The following is a 15,134-nucleotide window of genomic DNA, read 5'->3' on the forward strand; positions in this document are numbered from 1 at the left end:
GGCGGGCGAATCGAGCCGGCGCCGGCGGTGCCTCTCGATGAGGCGAAAGCACGCTGTCACGGACCTGTCACGATCGCCGCCTACCATGCGCCTGCGTTCTCAACCGCATCCCCCAACGATTGATTGGAGTTGACAGATGATTCTCAAGAAGCTCGCCGTCGCGATGGGTTTTGTCGCCGCGGGCCTGGCCGCGCAAGCGGCGCTCGCCCAGGCCGTGCAGGTCGATCCCGCTTTGCCTGTTTACCAGAAGGCGCCGGGTGTGTCCGGCAACTTCACCAGCGTGGGGTCGGACACCTTGAACAACCTCATGACGCTGTGGGCCGAGGAGTTCAAGCGCATCTATCCGAATGTCAACATCCAGATCCAAGGCGCGGGCTCCTCGACGGCGCCGCCGGCGCTGACCGAAGGGGCCTCGAACTTCGGCCCGATGAGCCGCCTGATGACGGCGCGCGAGGTCGAGGCGTTCGAGAAGAAGCACGGCTACAAACCCACGGCCGTAGGCGTGGCCATCGACGCGCTGGCGGTCTACGTGAACAAGGACAACCCGATCCCCGGCCTGAGCATCCAGGAAGTGGATGCCATCATGTCGGTGGGGCGTCGTTGCGGGGGCGCCAGCGACATTACCAAGTGGGGACAGGTGGGCATGACCGGCGAGTGGGCCAACCGCGACATCGCGCTGTATGGCCGCAATTCGGTGTCTGGCACCTACGGGTTCTTCAAAGACGTGGCGCTTTGCAAGGGGGACTTCAAGCGTAACGTGGCCGAGCAGCCGGGGTCGGCTTCGGTGGTGCAAAGTGTGTCGACCCAGTTGAACGCTCTGGGCTACTCGGGCATCGGCTATCGCACCTCGGGCGTGCGGGCTTTGCCGCTGTCGAAGAAAAAGGGTGAGCCGTTCGTCGAGCCGACCGCTCAGAATTCTGTCTCGGGCGCCTATCCGCTGGCCCGTGTGCTCTATATCTACGTGAACAAGAAGCCCAACCAGCCGCTGGCGCCGCTGGAGCGTGAGTTCTTCAAGATGGTGTTGTCCAAGCAGGGTCAGGAAGTGGTCGTCAAAGACGGCTTCGTGCCCATGCCTGCGGCCATGGCCAATCGCTTTCTTGCCGAGTTGACCAAGTAAGGCGGTCCAGTGGCGCTGCTTCGGGGGGCACAGGGCCACCCAAGCAGCGGTCTGAGAGTCACATTCAGGAGATACTCGATGAATCGAATGATGGGTCTGGGCGCGCTGGGGGCCGCGGTGATGCTCTTGGCTGGGTGTGCAGGGCAACCGGCTGCGCCGGCAGCTGCCGCGCCCGCGTCGCCGGCACCGGCTGCCGCGCCCGCCGCTCCTTCGTCCACGGCCTCGGCGACCTCGGCCAAAGAGTTTTATGTGGTGTTGCCCGAATCGGGGCGCATTTATGCGTTCGGTGATACCCGCAACTACATGGACTTTCTGTCGCATGGCGAGGTGCAGTTGACGCGCACGCGCATCGGTGAAGGCCCTCAGGGCCGCACGCTTGTGTTTGGAATCACATCCGACGATGTGAAGAACAACAAGCCCAGCCTGGGTGAGTTGGTGATGTCCGGTCAGTTGGAGGCTGCCCCCGATTTCTATGGTGAAGTGTTCAAGAACGGCCGCTTCTACCTGTTCGGCGAGCTCAAGGACATGAAGGACTTCATCGCCTACGGCGAGGTGCCCTACAGTTACACCGACATCGGCGCGGGGCCCAAGGGCGAAACCATCGTCTACGTGATGAACAGCCAGAGCTACAAGCAAGGCAAACCCGCCAACCGGACCGAGCGCTTCAAGGCTTTGCGCGCATCGAACGGATAATTGCCGCTTGCACAGCGCAAGAGGGTGGCGACGTGAGTCGTCCACCCTCGTTTCGTGTCAGCACAGACCCCACTTCATGAATACAGCAACCCCCTCTCAGACCGTTCTGAGCGTCAACAAGGCCATGAGCCGGCGCTTGCTGTCGGATCGCATCTTTCAGAAGGTGATGACGGCCGGCGGCATCAGTGTGATCGTGGCGGTGTCGGCCATTTTCTTCTACCTGGCCAGTGTGGTCGTCCCTTTGTTCATGCCGCCCGGTGTGGAAAACCGCAGCCAATATGCGCTGCCTGGCCCGAAAGACCAGGCGACGCTGGCGTTCACCGGTGAGGAGCAACGGGAAATTGGGGTGCGCGTCAGTGCTGAAGGGGTGTTCACGTTTTTTCGCTTCGACTCCGGTGAGCTGGTGTCCGAAGCGCGGGTGCCGGTGCCTGCGGGAGTGCGTGTGACCAGCGCCGATTTGGGCGAGCGTCGCAGCTATGGACAAGGCTTCGGTTTGTCCGATGGACGTGTGATCCTGGTCAAACAGCGCTTCGACGTGAGTTTCCCGAACGATCAGCGCACGATCACGCCGGGTTTGGAGTTTCCGGTGGGCGAAGCGCCGGTGGTCGTCGATGCGCAAGGGCGCGCGATCGTCAACTTGGGCGTGCAGATCACGGACGATGGATCGACCATCGTGGCGCAGACCGAAGACGGCCGGCTGCTGTTGTCGGCGGTGAGTGTCACCACGAACATGATGACGGGCGAAAAACAAAGTGAGGTGCAGCAGTCTGAGATTGGGTCGCCGCCAGCGGGCATTCGCAAGCTCATCATCGAGTCCAAGCAGCGTGAGCTGTACGTCCTGTTCGGCGATCGTGGGTTGGCGCGTTACGACTTGAGCAATAAGGAGCAGCCGCGTTTGCTGGAGACGGTCGACTTGGTGCCGGCCGGAGAGAAGGTCACCGCGATCACCATGCTCAGTGGCGGCTTTTCCATCATTCTTGGCACGGATCAAGGTCGGCTCGCGCAATGGTTCCTCGTGCGCACCGAGGGAGCCAACTTCGCGCTGCGCAAGATCCGCGAGTTCAAGCCCATGCCTGCGGAGGTTACGGCCATTGCACCGGAGTTCTTCCGCAAAGGCTTCATCGTCGGCGACGCCAAGGGCCATCTGGGCAGCTATTACGCCACGTCGCAGCGCTTGCTCTTCACGGAGAAACTCAGCGATCAGCCGTTGGTGGTTTTGGGGGTGCCGCCTCGCGGGAATGGCTACTTGGCCCTCGATGCCGCGGGACGGGTGTATTCGGCCGCGGTGGACAACCACTACCCGGAGGTGTCCTTCCACAGTTTGTGGGAGAAGGTGTGGTACGAAAGCTATGAGGAGCCCGACTACGTTTGGCAGTCCTCAGCGGCCAATTCGGACTTCGAACCCAAGTTCAGCTTGGCGCCCTTGACCTATGGCACGATCAAAGCCGCCACGTATGCGATGCTGATTTCGGTGCCTCTGGCCATCCTCGGCGCCATTTTCACCGCTTACTTCATGACGCCGCGCATGCGCACCCTCGTCAAACCCACCATTGAGGTGATGGAGGCCTTGCCGACCGTTGTGCTGGGCTTTTTGGCGGGATTGTGGCTGGCGCCCTTGGTGGAGAACAACCTGGCCGGTGTGCTGTTGTGCATCGTGTTGCTGCCCGTCTCGATGGTGGCGGCCGCTTATGTCTGGCATCTGTTGCCTGCTTCGGTGACCGGCCGTATTCCAGCCGGTTGGGAGGCGGCCTTGTTGATGCCGGTGCTCGTTGGCGTGGTGTGGCTCATCTTCCAGATCGGCCACCCCATCGAGGCCGCGTTTTTCGGGGGGGACATGCCGCATTGGCTGAGCACCGAGCTGGGCATCACGTATGAGCAGCGCAACTCGCTCGTGGTGGGGATTGCCATGGGGTTCGCGGTGACGCCCACGATCTTCTCGATCGCGGAAGACGCGATCTTCAGTGTGCCCAAGGCCTTGACGTCCGGCTCCTTGGCGCTGGGGGCGACGCCTTGGCAAACGCTCACAGGGGTGGTGCTGCTGACGGCCAGCCCCGGCATTTTCTCTGCGGTGATGATCGGCTTGGGACGGGCCGTTGGTGAGACGATGATCGTGCTGATGGCCACCGGCAACACGGCCGTGATGGATTTCAGCATGTTCACGGGCTTTCGCACGCTGTCGGCCAACATCGGGGTGGAAATGCCGGAGGCGGGCGTGGGTGAAACGCACTACCGCTTGTTGTTCCTGTCGGCGCTGGTGCTGTTTGCCTTCACGTTCTTCGTCAACACAGTGGCCGAGCTGGTGCGTCAACGCCTGCGTGAGAAGTACAGCAGCATTTGACGGGGGAGGGCACACATCATGAAAGACTGGTTCAAGAGCGGTTCTCCCTGGATCTGGCTGACGGCTGGGGCTGTGGCGGCTTGTGTGTTGGCGGTTGCTGGCGTGCTGGCGCTGACGGCTTTGCGCGGTCTGAATCACTTCTGGCCCAAGCCGGTGATGGAAACCACCTTCGTCGAGCGTGACGGCTCACGGGTCGGTCTCATTGGTGAGATCCGTGAGCGGGAGGAAGTGGCCACCCGTCGTTTGCGCGAAGCGGGTTTCAACATTCCGGGGGAGGCGAATTTCTCCGAGCGGGTGCTCGTGAAGATGGGCAACCGCGATGTCACCGGGGTGGATTTCCGCTGGTTTCCCGTGCCCTTGTTGGGCGAACTGACGTACCCGAAAGACATTGTCACGATCGAGCGTCGCGAATGGGGCAACTTCTATGGGCATCTCGTGGCCGTAAAAGAAGCCGGCCAAGTCGTCGCCAGTGGCGAGGCAGCCTGGCCTGAGCTACAGCGGCGTGTCCAACGCGCCAGCGAATTGTTCGATCGGATTCACCAGATCGAAAAATACGATATCGGGCGCGTGAACTACGAGCTGGAGCAGTTGCGCCTGAAGCAGCGCCGCTTGGAGTTGCGTCATCAGCTCACCGAGGTAGCAAAGGCCGATATCGAACGTCAGCGTGAAGTGCTCAATGGCCGCTTTGCCAAGCTCCAGGACGAATTGCGCGTGCTGCGCGAGCAGATCGGCCGCGATTCCTTGGTCGGTCGGGTGATGAGCGGGCAAGAGGTCGAGGTGAAGCTGGCCAATGTGGCCGATGCCTACCGGCCCAATGCCATGGGTCTGTTCGAGAAGATCGCACACTACGTCCGCAAGTTGCATGAATTCATCTGGGATGATCCCCGAGAGGCCAACACCGAAGGGGGTATCTTCCCGGCGATCTTCGGCACCGTGCTGATGGTCTTGCTGATGTCGGTGATGGTCACGCCGTTGGGCATCATGGCTGCCGTGTACATGCGCGAGTACGCCAAGCAGGGCCCCCTGATCCGCATCATCCGCATCTCGGTGAACAATTTGGCCGGCGTGCCGTCCATCGTCTACGGGGTGTTCGGTCTGGGCTTCTTCGTGTACTTCCTGGGGGGCAACATCGACCGGCTGTTTTTCCCGGAGGCCTTGCCAGCTCCGACCTTCGGCAGCCCCGGCCTGCTGTGGGCGTCGTTGACCTTGGCCATTTTGACGTTGCCGGTGGTCATTGTGGCCACCGAGGAGGGGCTGTCGCGCGTGCCACGCTCCGTTCGCGAAGGCAGCTTGGCACTAGGCGCGACGAAGGCCGAGACGCTGTGGCGCACGGTGCTGCCGATGGCCAGCCCGGCGATGATGACCGGCTTGATCCTGGCGGTGGCCCGTGCTGCGGGGGAGGTGGCGCCGCTGATGCTGGTGGGCGTGGTCAAGCTCGCGCCGTCCCTGCCACTGGATGGCTATTTCCCTTACCTGCACCTGGAGCGCAAGTTCATGCATTTGGGCTTTCACATTTACGACGTGGGTTTCCAAAGCCCCAACGTGGAGGCGGCCCGTCCCTTGGTGTACGCGACGGCTTTGCTGTTGGTGGTCGTGATCATGGGCTTGAATCTCGCGGCGATCCGGCTGCGCAACCGGCTGCGTGAGAAGTTCCGCGGTCTCGACTCGGTTTGATGTGACAGTGCTAGATTCTTTTGGATGTCTGGAGAAAACCCGATGAACGCCTTCACCGAAGCCGCTGCGCCGCGGGTCACGATCGAAACGGCCGTGCCTGCTGCGGCTGCCCCCACGCGTCCCGTCTCTGATCACGAGGCGGCGCTGTCCGTCAAGGGGTTGAATCTCTTTTATGGGGCCAAACAGGCGCTGTTTGACGTGTCGATGGATATCCCGCGGGGGCAGGTTGTGGCCTTCATCGGGCCCAGTGGTTGCGGCAAATCCACGCTGCTGCGTTGTTTTAACCGGATGAACGATCTCGTCGACAACTGCCGCGTGGAAGGCCAGATCCTGCTCGACGGCAAGAACATCTACGACCGCAGCGTCAACGTGGCCCAATTGCGCCGCCGTGTGGGCATGGTGTTTCAAAAGCCCAATCCCTTTCCGAAATCGATCTACGAGAACGTGGCCTATGGTCTGCGGCTTCTGGGCGTGAAAAACCGCGCTCAGCTCGACGAAGTCGTGGAGCGTTCTTTGCGCCAGGCTGCACTATGGGACGAAGTCAAGGATCGGCTCGATGCCAGCGGGCTGAGTCTGTCTGGTGGTCAGCAGCAGCGTTTGGTGATTGCACGGGCTGTTGCGTTGGAGCCTGAAGTGCTGCTGTTGGACGAGCCTTGCTCGGCGCTAGACCCGATTTCGACCGCAAAGGTCGAGGAGCTGTTGCATGAACTGAAGTCGAAGTACACGATCGTGATCGTGACTCACAACATGCAGCAAGCTGCTCGGGTCTCGGACTACACCGCCTACATGTACTTGGGCAAGTTGATCGAGTACGGTGCGACCACCGAGCTTTTCATGAAGCCGCAGCGCCGCGAGACCGAGGACTACATCACCGGTCGTTTCGGTTGACCGCTACAGATCGAGGAGAGGATCCCATGAGCGACAAACATATCTCCAGCCAGTTCGATGCCGATCTGTCCAGCATTTCGACGCGAGTGCTCGAAATGGGTGGGCTGGTGGAATCGCAGGTGGCCCAGGCCGTTTACGCCCTCACGAATTTCAGCGGCGAGACCGCTTCCCAGGTGCTCACGCTCGAAGAGCGGGTCAACGGCATGGAAGTGGACATCGACCATGACCTGTCCATCATCATCGCACGCCGACAGCCCACCGCACGCGATCTACGCCTGTTGATCGCCATTTCCAAGGCGATCGGCAACCTTGAGCGCGTGGGTGACGAAGCCGCACGTATCGCACGCACGGTGCAACGCCTCATCAATGGTGGCGTCTCCAGCCGGATGCGCTTGCCTTTGTCCGATATCTCGTTCGAAGCCGGCTTGGCGACCCAGCAGTTGCGCAGCGCGTTGGACGCTTTCGCGCGGCTCGATGCGGTGAAAGCTGCCGAGATCATCAAAGCCGATCCGCGTATCGACGAGGAGTTCGATGGTCTGATGCGCAAGCTCATCACTTACATGATGGAAGATCCTCGCACGATCTCGGCGAGCATCGATCTGGTCTTTGTGGCCAAGGCGATTGAACGGGTGGGCGATCACGCCAAAAACTTGGCCGAGCAAATCATCTATGTCGTCAAAGGCACCGATGTGCGCCACAACCCCGTCGAGTCGCTCGACCAGGTGGTGCGCTGAGCGGGTAGAGCTTCGCACGAAAGGCAAGAACGATGACCTTGGCGTCCGTGTTGGTGGTGGAAGATGAATCCGCCATCGCCGAACTCATCTCTTTGAATCTGCGTCATGCCGGCTATGAGGTGACGCTGGCCTCCAGCGCCGACCAGGCCGAACTGGCGATTTCCAAGGTGTTGCCCGATCTCGTGCTGCTGGACTGGATGTTGCCAGGGGAGTCCGGCTTGTCGTTGGCCAAACGGCTGCGCAGTCAAGAACGCACCAAGTCCTTGCCGATCATCATGCTGACCGCGCGTGGCGAGGAAGTAGACCGTGTGGCGGGGTTGGATGCGGGTGCTGACGATTACATCGCCAAGCCTTTTTCCACCAACGAACTCATGGCCCGCATCCGGGCGGTGTTGCGGCGCAAGGCGCCCGAAGCGCTGGATACGGTGGTGGAAGTGGGGGGCTTGCGACTGGACCCGTCCACGCGCCGTGTCTCCCGTGCAGGCCAAGAGGTCAAGGTCGGACCCACCGAGTTCAGACTGCTGCATTTCTTGATGACGCATCCGGAACGGGTGCATAGCCGGGCTCAGTTGCTCGATCGGGTTTGGGGCGACCATGTCTTCATCGAGGAGCGCACGGTGGATGTGCACGTCAAGCGTTTGCGCGAGGCGCTATCCACGGTGCAATGCTCGTCGATGATCGAAACGGTGCGTGGGGCCGGCTACCGTTTGACTCAGCACACCCAGACCACGACTTCTTGACGCCTCACCGATCATGAATTGGTGGATTCCTCGCGCCTGTGCCGTGGTGGGCGCGGCCGTTGGCGGTGGAGTGTTGGGGTATGTGTTGGGCGACAGCCTGTACTGGCATTGGCTGGGCTTGCTTCTGGGGATGACCTCAGCCGTGGCCGCGGTGGTGTTTTTCGATACCATGCGCGGCTATCGTGTGCTGGGTTGGTTGAGGGATGATCAAGGCCGGCCGGCCCCCGTAGAAGTGGGTCTTTGGGGCGAATTGGCGTATCGCATCGAGCGTGCCATTCGTGCCCGAGAGGCTACGCTGTCTCAGGAACGTTTGCGCTTGACGCAATTTCTGGCCGCGATCGAAGCCTCGCCCAATGGGGTCATGCTGCTCGACAAGGACGAGCACATCCAATGGTGTAATCGCGTCAGTGCCGAACACTTGGGCATCGATCCGGGACGCGACATCGGTCAGCGAGTCACTAATCTGGTACGCACGCCAATGTTCGTCGACTACCTGCAAGCGGGCGATTTCTCCCATCCGGTGGTCTTCGTCAGCCCGAGAGATCAGGTGACCTTGTCGGTGCTGATTCGTCCCTATGGCGAGGGCATGAAGCTGTTGCTGTCGCAGGACATCACCGAGCGCGAGCGCGCCGACATGATGCGCCGCGACTTCGTGGCCAACGTATCGCATGAAATTCGCACACCGCTGACGGTGCTGTCGGGCTTCATCGAAACGATGACGAATCTGCCCCTCACTGAGGTCGAGCGCAAGCGTGTATTGGGCTTGATGGCGCAGCAAACCCAGCGCATGCAAAGCCTGGTGACGGATTTGCTCACCTTGGCTCAACTGGAAGGCAGTCCAAGGCCACCGACGGATTTGTGGATTTCGGTCGCCAAATTGATGGACTGCCTGCATGCGGATGCGACGAGCTTGTCTCAAGGCAAGCACGAGTTGCGTTTTGTCTTGCAAGACGCTGCCGAGGTGGCGGGTGCCGAGACCGAACTGCTCAGCGCAATGGGCAACCTGGTCAGCAATGCCATCCGCTACACGGCCCCGGGCGGACGCATCGAGGTCCGTTGGGAGGTGCTACCCAGCGGAGAAGGACGGTTTGCCGTGCGTGACACCGGTATCGGAGTGTCCAAGGAGCATCTGCCGCGTCTGACCGAGCGGTTCTATCGCGTCGATGGCAGTCGATCCCGCGAGACGGGAGGCACCGGGTTGGGCTTGTCCATCGTCAAGCACGTGGTCCTCCGGCATGCCGGCGAGCTGGATATTGAGAGTGAACCCGGGGTGGGGTCGCTGTTCTCGATCACTTTTCCGGTGCAGCGGGTCCGGCGCTTGGGCGGAAAGCTCGAAGACGAGCGATCCGGCGCACTCGTCGACGATCACCGTTGTTGATCGCGCAAGTGCCGATACATGAGGGCCAGCACCGTGGTGACGGTGCCCAGAGCCACGAAGTTGGCGGCCCAGAATCCTTGGGCTCCCTGCAACGACTCGGGGATGTGGCCCGTGACGTTGAAGCCCAGGACCCATCCACCTCCCAATCCCAGGCCCCATAGCGACACGACATAAGCCAGCGCAGGAGCCAGGGCGATGCGAAAGGAGCGCAGCGCGAATGCGATCGTGACTTGTGCGGCGTCGAAGATCTGGTACAGGGCAATGTAGACAAAGAGCTGCAAGGCCATGGCCTGCACGGCCGGATCCAGGCTGTAGGTCGCAGCGATGGGAGCGCGCAGGACGAAGAGCACCACCCCCAGACTCATCGACAGGCCCACAGCCATGCCAATGCCCTGGCAGCCGGCAAGCCAGGCTGCCTGAGGCTGCCCGCTGCCTCGCAGTTGAGCCACCTTGGCCCCCGTGGCTACCGCAATCGACAGGGGCAGCATGTAGGCCACGGATGCGAGGTTGGCCACGATCTGATGGCCGGCCAGGGCCGTCGTGCCGAAGTGTGAGATGAACACGGCCATCAGCGTGAAGGCCGTCACTTCGACGAAGTAGCTTGCGCCGGCGGGCAGGCCCAGCCGCAGCAGTTCCTTTTGGTCCCGCCAACGGGGCCGGTCCCAGTCGCGCCACAGCCCGAACGGGGCATACAACGGGTGCCGCGAGAGCATCGTCCAGCCGACGGCCGTCTGCAGCACCAGGACGATCAGGGTGGCCAGCGCGCAGCCCGTCACACCCAGCGCCGGCACAGCGCCGCCGCCGAACACCAGCCAGGCATTGAGCGGCAGCTTGAGCGCCAGGCCGCCCAGTTGCAGCACCGTCACCAGCAGCGGCCGGGAGATGCCCTGGTTGAGTGCGCTGTAGCACCGCAGCAGCAGCGCCAGCGGCAGGCCCCAGCCCAGCCAGAACAGGTAGTCGCGCGTGCGCTGGGCCACCTCGGGCGCGACATCGGTGAGCGCCAGCAGCACTCCGGGAAAGAACATCAGCCCCATCCCGGGCACGGCCAGCGCCAGGGCCAGCCACACGCCCTGCTGGAAGGCGCGCCCCACCTGGCGCGGCTCGCCGCTGCCGTGATGCTGGCCCACCACCGGGATCAGGGCCTGGACCACGCCGGTCAGCCCGATGAAGACGCTGATGTACAGGGCCGCACCGATCGACAGCGCGGCCAGGTCCTCACTGGAGGCGCGGCCGGCCATCAGCGTGTCGGCCACACCGAAGCCGATGGTGGCGAGCTGGCCGATCAGGATGGAACCCGCATCGCGGGCGATGGACCGCCAAGCAGACATTCGGTGTCAGTCCCGGCGGTAGAGATAGGTCTGTTCGTGGCGATCCGTGGGGCGCCGCTCGGCGGTGACCAGGGTCCAGCCTGGTGGGGCCGGGGGCGGGCTGCGCCGCGGCCCGATCAGCAGGAGGTGACGGCAGACCTGCGGGTCGCCCTCCATGCCGGCCTGCACACGCAGGCCGCCCAGGGCTTCCAGGGCCGCGAGCTGGTGGCGCGGCAGCCCACTGGTGAGCACGCAGGCGTTGGCGGGCAGGTGGCGTTGCAGGCGCTCGACCAGCGGCCGGTCGCTGCGGGCGTAGTTCAGCAGCGGCAGCCACAGCGTGAGCATCAGCAGCCAGATCAGGGCGACGCCGCCGGCTGGCAGCACGAGGCTGCGCCACAGGGCTTCGCGATGCCGTCCCGTGCGCCAGCGCACCAGCCAGGCCCAGGCCAGCGTGGCGACGATGCCCAGCGACAGCGCCGTCACGGAAAAACTCGGTTCGAAGCCCGGGGCGAGCTTGGCGATGTTGGCGGCCGGCTTGGCAGGGATGCCCGTGTGCATGGCGATGTACATCACCCACACGAACAGCGCGCCGGCGGTGAAGAAACACACGGAGAACCAGTCGATCGCCGAGGCCACGGGCCGGCGCAGCGTGGGCAAGGCGAAGGCCGAAAGCACGGCCAGGGCCGGCAGGCCGAGCAGCAGCGCACGATCCGAGCCGTTCATCGCCACGCAGGCGGTCACGGCGAGGGCAGCCATCGACGCAGGCCAGGCGATGTGCCGATGCCGCAGGTGGTGGCGCCAGCGCCACAAGGTCCAGCCGGCGAGCAACCAGGCCGGCCAGGTGAACCACACGAGCAACCGCGATACCTGGGCCACGGACGGCCATTCCTGCACGCGCCAGCCCCAGGTTCCAAAGGCCGTGGCCAGCAACCCGGCCAGCAGGGCCGAGGCCAGCACCCAGGGGGCGAATGCCCGGGTGGCTTCGTAATGAGACCACCAGCATACGAGCCCGGCAGCGGCGGCCAGGGCCAGAGCCAAGCTGGGCGCCCCGCTGCCAGCCATCAGCGGCAGGGCGGCCAGCATCGCCAGACGCGGCTGCCAGCCGCGGTAGGTGCTGGCCGAGACGGCGTACAGGCACAGACCGGCGCCGGCGAGCTGCACCAGCTCAGGAGTGATCTCGTGTCCGAGCTGCAGCAGGCCCAGGCTGGCCAGGAGAGCCAGCACGGCCCCGTCGGCCACGGCCCGCGCATAGTCCACCGGATGGGCCTCCCCGCCGAAGGCAAAGGCCACCGGCTGGGCGGCTTCGGTGCGGGCCAGGTGGTAGCAGCTATACCAGGTGAGTGCCAGGGTGGTGGCCAGCAAGAGCGCAAAAGGCACGCGCGCGGCCAGCTCCGGGCCGATCCAGCCGCCCAGTGCCTGGATGAACAGCGCCCCCAGCCAGTACGGCAACAGGCCGCCGTCCGAGGGGAGCCCGGCGATTGTCGGGTGCCACCAGTCGCCTCCCTGTGCCAGGGCGTGCATGTAGCCATATGCGGTGACGTCCGCATTGCGCCAGGGATCGCGGCCGAAATGGCCCGGTAGCACATACGCAGCACACAGCAGCAGCAGCGCCAGACGGGGCAGGCGCCGGGCGGCGCGCTGCGTGACGATGGCAGGGGTGGGTTGGTTCAAGGGGGGATGGGAGGCATGCAGCACGGGCGCCATCATGCAGGAATTCGGCGGCGCCGGGGCAGGGGGCGCGCCGACCGGGCCGGAAACGAACAAGGCAGCCCGGAAACCGGGCTGCCTTGTCGGAGGGGTCGGTGCGTGCCGCAGGCAGACACCGGGAGCAAGACTTTACTTCTTGAGACCGACGCGCGCAAATTTGTTGCGGAACTTCTCGACGCGGCCACCCAGCGAGTCCACGCTCTTTTGCGTGCCGGTATAGAAGGGGTGCGTCTCGCTGGTGGTTTCCAGCTTGAACAGCGGCAGTTCGCGGCCGTCGTCCAGCTTGATGGTTTCCTTGGTGGGCGCGCACGAGCGCGTCACGAACTGGAAGCCGTTGGACAGGTCCACGAAGCACACTTCGCGGTAGTTGGGGTGAATGCCTTCTTTCATGCCGGGTCCTTTGGTCGCAGGTGCGCCGGGAGCCACGCCGAACCCCTCGGCGCACTTTCCGGAATGCGGGAAACCACACATTATACAACGCGGATCGCATTGACAGGGAGAAGCGATGCCAGCGCTCTCAACGGTCTGGCTGAAGCTCGACCGGTTCGTCGGGCGCGAAACAGTCCGCAGGGACTGTTTCTGGTCCCGACTCAATCCACGGTCTCGCAGAGCTCGACCGGTTCGTCGGGCGCGAAACAGTCCACAGGGACTGTTTCTGGTCCCGACTCACCCCCCTCGGCGCATCATGTCGAAGAAGTCGTGGTTGTTCTTGGTGGACTTCATTTTGTCGAGAATGAACTCCATCGCCTCGATCTCGTCCATCGGGTAGAGGAGTTTGCGCAGGATCCAGGTCTTCTGCAGGATCTCGGGCTTGAGCAGCAGCTCCTCGCGGCGGGTGCCCGACTTGTTCAGCAGGATGGAGGGGTAGACGCGCTTTTCGGCCATGCGTCGATCGAGGTGGATCTCGCAGTTGCCGGTGCCCTTGAACTCTTCGTAGATCACCTCGTCCATGCGGCTGCCGGTGTCGATCAGTGCCGTGCCGATGATGGTGAGTGAGCCGCCTTCCTCGATGTTGCGGGCGGCACCGAAGAAGCGCTTGGGCCGCTGCAGGGCGTTGGCGTCGACGCCGCCGGTAAGCACCTTGCCCGACGAGGGCAGCACGTTGTTGTAGGCGCGCGCCAAGCGGGTGATGGAGTCCAGCAGGATGACCACGTCCTTCTTCAGTTCGACCAGGCGCTTGGCCCGCTCGATGACCATCTCGGCCACCTGCACGTGGCGGGCAGCGGGTTCGTCGAAGGTGGAGCTGATGACCTCGCCGCGCACGGTGCGCTGCATCTCGGTCACTTCCTCCGGGCGCTCGTCCACGAGCAGCACGATGAGGTAGACGTCGGGGTGGTTGGCCGTGATGGCATGGGCCAGGTGCTGCATCATCACCGTCTTGCCGCTTTTGGGCGGCGCCACCAGCAGGGCACGCTGGCCTTTGCCGATGGGGGCGATGAGGTCGATGATGCGGCTGGTGATGTTTTCGTCCGACCGGATGTCGCGTTCGAGCTTGAACTGCTCTTTCGGGAAGAGCGGTGTCAAGTTCTCGAACATGATCTTGTGCTTGTTCTCCTCGGGCGTGAGGCCGTTGACACGATCCACCTTCACCAGGGCGAAATAGCGCTCACCGTCCTTGGGCGTGCGCACCTCGCCCTCGATCATGTCGCCGGTGTGCAAGTTGAAGCGACGGATCTGGCTGGGCGAGAGGTAGATGTCGTCCGTGCTGGCCAGGAAGCTGGTCTCGGGCGAGCGCAGGAAGCCGAAGCCGTCCGGCAGCACTTCCAGCACGCCATCGCCAAAGACCTGCTCGCCCTGCTTGGCGCGCTTCTTCATGATCGCGAACATCAGCTCCTGCTTGCGCATGCGGCTGGTGTTCTCGATCTCCAGCGACTCGGCCATCTTGATGAGCTCCGAGACGTGCAGGACTTTGAGTTCTGAAAGGTGCATGGGTGGGAACCCTGGTCGGTGTGGTGTCGAAACTGGAAGAGCCCAGGCCTCGGCGAGGCGGCAGCGATGCCCTTGCGGCATGCAGCCCTGTCAGCCTGGACCGGCCGTCACCCGCGACGTCCGCGGATGCTGTATCTGGGAAGGGTGGTGAGCCGAAACTGGGCGCCGTCGATCGGGCGCAGCGGCGTGTTCAGCGACCTGTTGCCCGTTGAGCTGCGCCGGGCTTTTGGCTCCGGCGTCAGCCAACTTTGGCGCTGATTATAGATGCCCGTCGACGAAGGCCGTCAACTGGGCCTTGGACAATGCGCCGACCTTGGTGCCGGCGAGCTGGCCGCCCTTGAAGAGCATCAGCGTGGGAATGCCGCGGATGCCGAACTTGGCGGGCACTTCTCGGTTCTCGTCGACGTTCATCTTGGCGATCTGCAGACGGCCGTTGTAGTCCTTGGCCACCTCGTCCAGGATGGGGGCGATCATCTTGCACGGGCCACACCATTCGGCCCAGTAGTCCACCAGCACAGGCTTGTCGGCCTGCAGCACGTCGGCGTCGAAAGACGCATCCGAGACGTGTTTGATCAGCTCGCTGCTCATTGTTCAATCCTCGTGTGCGTCGGGCCGCCAGCCCGACAAGG

Annotated in this window: 13 protein-coding genes; 8 read left to right on the forward strand and 5 right to left on the reverse strand. The window is 63.3% G+C overall.

Going from position 1 to position 15,134, the window contains the following annotated elements; genetic code table 11:
• The first annotated feature begins 136 nt into the window (after nucleotides 1-136).
• The 8 genes from AC1ECW_RS12010 to phoR all read left to right on the forward strand — a co-directional run bounded on the left by AC1ECW_RS12010 (nucleotide 137) and on the right by phoR (nucleotide 9,562).
• A complete protein-coding gene (locus AC1ECW_RS12010) occupies nucleotides 137-1,117 on the forward strand; it encodes a PstS family phosphate ABC transporter substrate-binding protein (protein WP_409702551.1) in 981 nt (326 codons plus the stop codon).
• 90 nt (nucleotides 1,118-1,207) lie between these two features.
• Nucleotides 1,208-1,810 carry a hypothetical protein gene (locus tag AC1ECW_RS12015; protein WP_409702549.1) on the forward strand — a complete coding sequence of 201 codons (603 nt, stop codon included), beginning with the start codon at nucleotides 1,208-1,210 and terminating at the stop codon, nucleotides 1,808-1,810.
• Nucleotides 1,811-1,886: 76 nt separating this feature from the next.
• Nucleotides 1,887-4,148, forward strand: a complete 2,262-nt coding sequence (locus AC1ECW_RS12020) for an ABC transporter permease subunit (protein ID WP_481201920.1) — start codon at nucleotides 1,887-1,889, stop codon at nucleotides 4,146-4,148.
• An 18-nt stretch (nucleotides 4,149-4,166) separates the two neighbouring features.
• Nucleotides 4,167-5,822 carry a phosphate ABC transporter permease PstA gene (pstA, locus tag AC1ECW_RS12025; protein WP_409702545.1) on the forward strand — a complete coding sequence of 552 codons (1,656 nt, stop codon included), beginning with the start codon at nucleotides 4,167-4,169 and terminating at the stop codon, nucleotides 5,820-5,822.
• 42 nt (nucleotides 5,823-5,864) lie between these two features.
• Nucleotides 5,865-6,710, forward strand: a complete 846-nt coding sequence (pstB, locus tag AC1ECW_RS12030; RefSeq protein ID WP_409702543.1) for a phosphate ABC transporter ATP-binding protein PstB — start codon at nucleotides 5,865-5,867, stop codon at nucleotides 6,708-6,710.
• Nucleotides 6,711-6,736: 26 nt separating this feature from the next.
• On the forward strand, nucleotides 6,737-7,444 hold the full coding sequence (gene phoU / locus AC1ECW_RS12035; protein ID WP_409702567.1) for a phosphate signaling complex protein PhoU: 708 nt from the start codon (nucleotides 6,737-6,739) through the stop codon (nucleotides 7,442-7,444).
• Nucleotides 7,445-7,476: 32 nt separating this feature from the next.
• Nucleotides 7,477-8,184 carry a phosphate regulon transcriptional regulator PhoB gene (phoB, locus tag AC1ECW_RS12040; protein ID WP_409702541.1) on the forward strand — a complete coding sequence of 236 codons (708 nt, stop codon included), beginning with the start codon at nucleotides 7,477-7,479 and terminating at the stop codon, nucleotides 8,182-8,184.
• A gap of 13 nt (nucleotides 8,185-8,197) precedes the next feature.
• Nucleotides 8,198-9,562 (forward strand): phosphate regulon sensor histidine kinase PhoR, encoded by a 1,365-nt coding sequence (gene phoR, locus AC1ECW_RS12045; RefSeq protein WP_481201921.1) that lies wholly within the window; start codon nucleotides 8,198-8,200, stop codon nucleotides 9,560-9,562.
• On the opposite strand, the gene AC1ECW_RS12050 is transcribed toward phoR, so the two are convergent.
• The 5 genes from AC1ECW_RS12050 to trxA form a co-directional block, all read right to left on the reverse strand.
• Nucleotides 9,550-10,890 carry an MATE family efflux transporter gene (locus AC1ECW_RS12050; protein WP_409702537.1) on the reverse strand — a complete coding sequence of 447 codons (1,341 nt, stop codon included), beginning with the start codon at nucleotides 10,888-10,890 and terminating at the stop codon, nucleotides 9,550-9,552. The genes phoR and AC1ECW_RS12050 overlap by 13 nt on opposite strands.
• A gap of 6 nt (nucleotides 10,891-10,896) precedes the next feature.
• Entirely contained in the window at nucleotides 10,897-12,540 is a 1,644-nt protein-coding gene (locus AC1ECW_RS12055; RefSeq protein WP_409702535.1) for a hypothetical protein, read from the reverse strand.
• 165 nt (nucleotides 12,541-12,705) lie between these two features.
• Nucleotides 12,706-12,966, reverse strand: coding sequence for a type B 50S ribosomal protein L31 (locus AC1ECW_RS12060; RefSeq protein WP_409702533.1), 261 nt, complete (start codon nucleotides 12,964-12,966; stop codon nucleotides 12,706-12,708).
• Nucleotides 12,967-13,242: 276 nt separating this feature from the next.
• Nucleotides 13,243-14,505 (reverse strand): transcription termination factor Rho, encoded by a 1,263-nt coding sequence (gene rho / locus AC1ECW_RS12065; protein WP_409702531.1) that lies wholly within the window; start codon nucleotides 14,503-14,505, stop codon nucleotides 13,243-13,245.
• 258 nt (nucleotides 14,506-14,763) lie between these two features.
• The gene (trxA, locus tag AC1ECW_RS12070; protein ID WP_409702529.1) at nucleotides 14,764-15,093 is read right to left on the reverse strand and encodes a thioredoxin TrxA; all 330 of its coding nucleotides are present in this window, start codon (nucleotides 15,091-15,093) and stop codon (nucleotides 14,764-14,766) included.
• Between the last annotated feature and the right edge of the window lie 41 nt (nucleotides 15,094-15,134).

This window comes from Caldimonas hydrothermalis, from assembly GCF_056746695.1.

What these genes read in the sequence shown, in the direction of transcription:
- AC1ECW_RS12010 (WP_409702551.1), top strand. Translation starts at nt 137, where the DNA reads ATGATTCTCAAGAAGCTCGCCGTCGCGATGGGTTTTGTCGCCGCGGGC.
- AC1ECW_RS12015 (WP_409702549.1), top strand. Translation starts at nt 1,208, where the DNA reads ATGGGTCTGGGCGCGCTGGGGGCCGCGGTGATGCTCTTGGCTGGGTGT.
- AC1ECW_RS12020 (WP_481201920.1), top strand. Translation starts at nt 1,887, where the DNA reads ATGAATACAGCAACCCCCTCTCAGACCGTTCTGAGCGTCAACAAGGCC.
- pstA (WP_409702545.1), top strand. Translation starts at nt 4,167, where the DNA reads ATGAAAGACTGGTTCAAGAGCGGTTCTCCCTGGATCTGGCTGACGGCT.
- pstB (WP_409702543.1), top strand. Translation starts at nt 5,865, where the DNA reads ATGAACGCCTTCACCGAAGCCGCTGCGCCGCGGGTCACGATCGAAACG.
- phoU (WP_409702567.1), top strand. Translation starts at nt 6,737, where the DNA reads ATGAGCGACAAACATATCTCCAGCCAGTTCGATGCCGATCTGTCCAGC.
- phoB (WP_409702541.1), top strand. Translation starts at nt 7,477, where the DNA reads ATGACCTTGGCGTCCGTGTTGGTGGTGGAAGATGAATCCGCCATCGCC.
- phoR (WP_481201921.1), top strand. Translation starts at nt 8,198, where the DNA reads ATGAATTGGTGGATTCCTCGCGCCTGTGCCGTGGTGGGCGCGGCCGTT.
- AC1ECW_RS12050 (WP_409702537.1), bottom strand. Translation starts at nt 10,890, where the DNA reads ATGTCTGCTTGGCGGTCCATCGCCCGCGATGCGGGTTCCATCCTGATC.
- AC1ECW_RS12060 (WP_409702533.1), bottom strand. Translation starts at nt 12,966, where the DNA reads ATGAAAGAAGGCATTCACCCCAACTACCGCGAAGTGTGCTTCGTGGAC.
- rho (WP_409702531.1), bottom strand. Translation starts at nt 14,505, where the DNA reads ATGCACCTTTCAGAACTCAAAGTCCTGCACGTCTCGGAGCTCATCAAG.
- trxA (WP_409702529.1), bottom strand. Translation starts at nt 15,093, where the DNA reads ATGAGCAGCGAGCTGATCAAACACGTCTCGGATGCGTCTTTCGACGCC.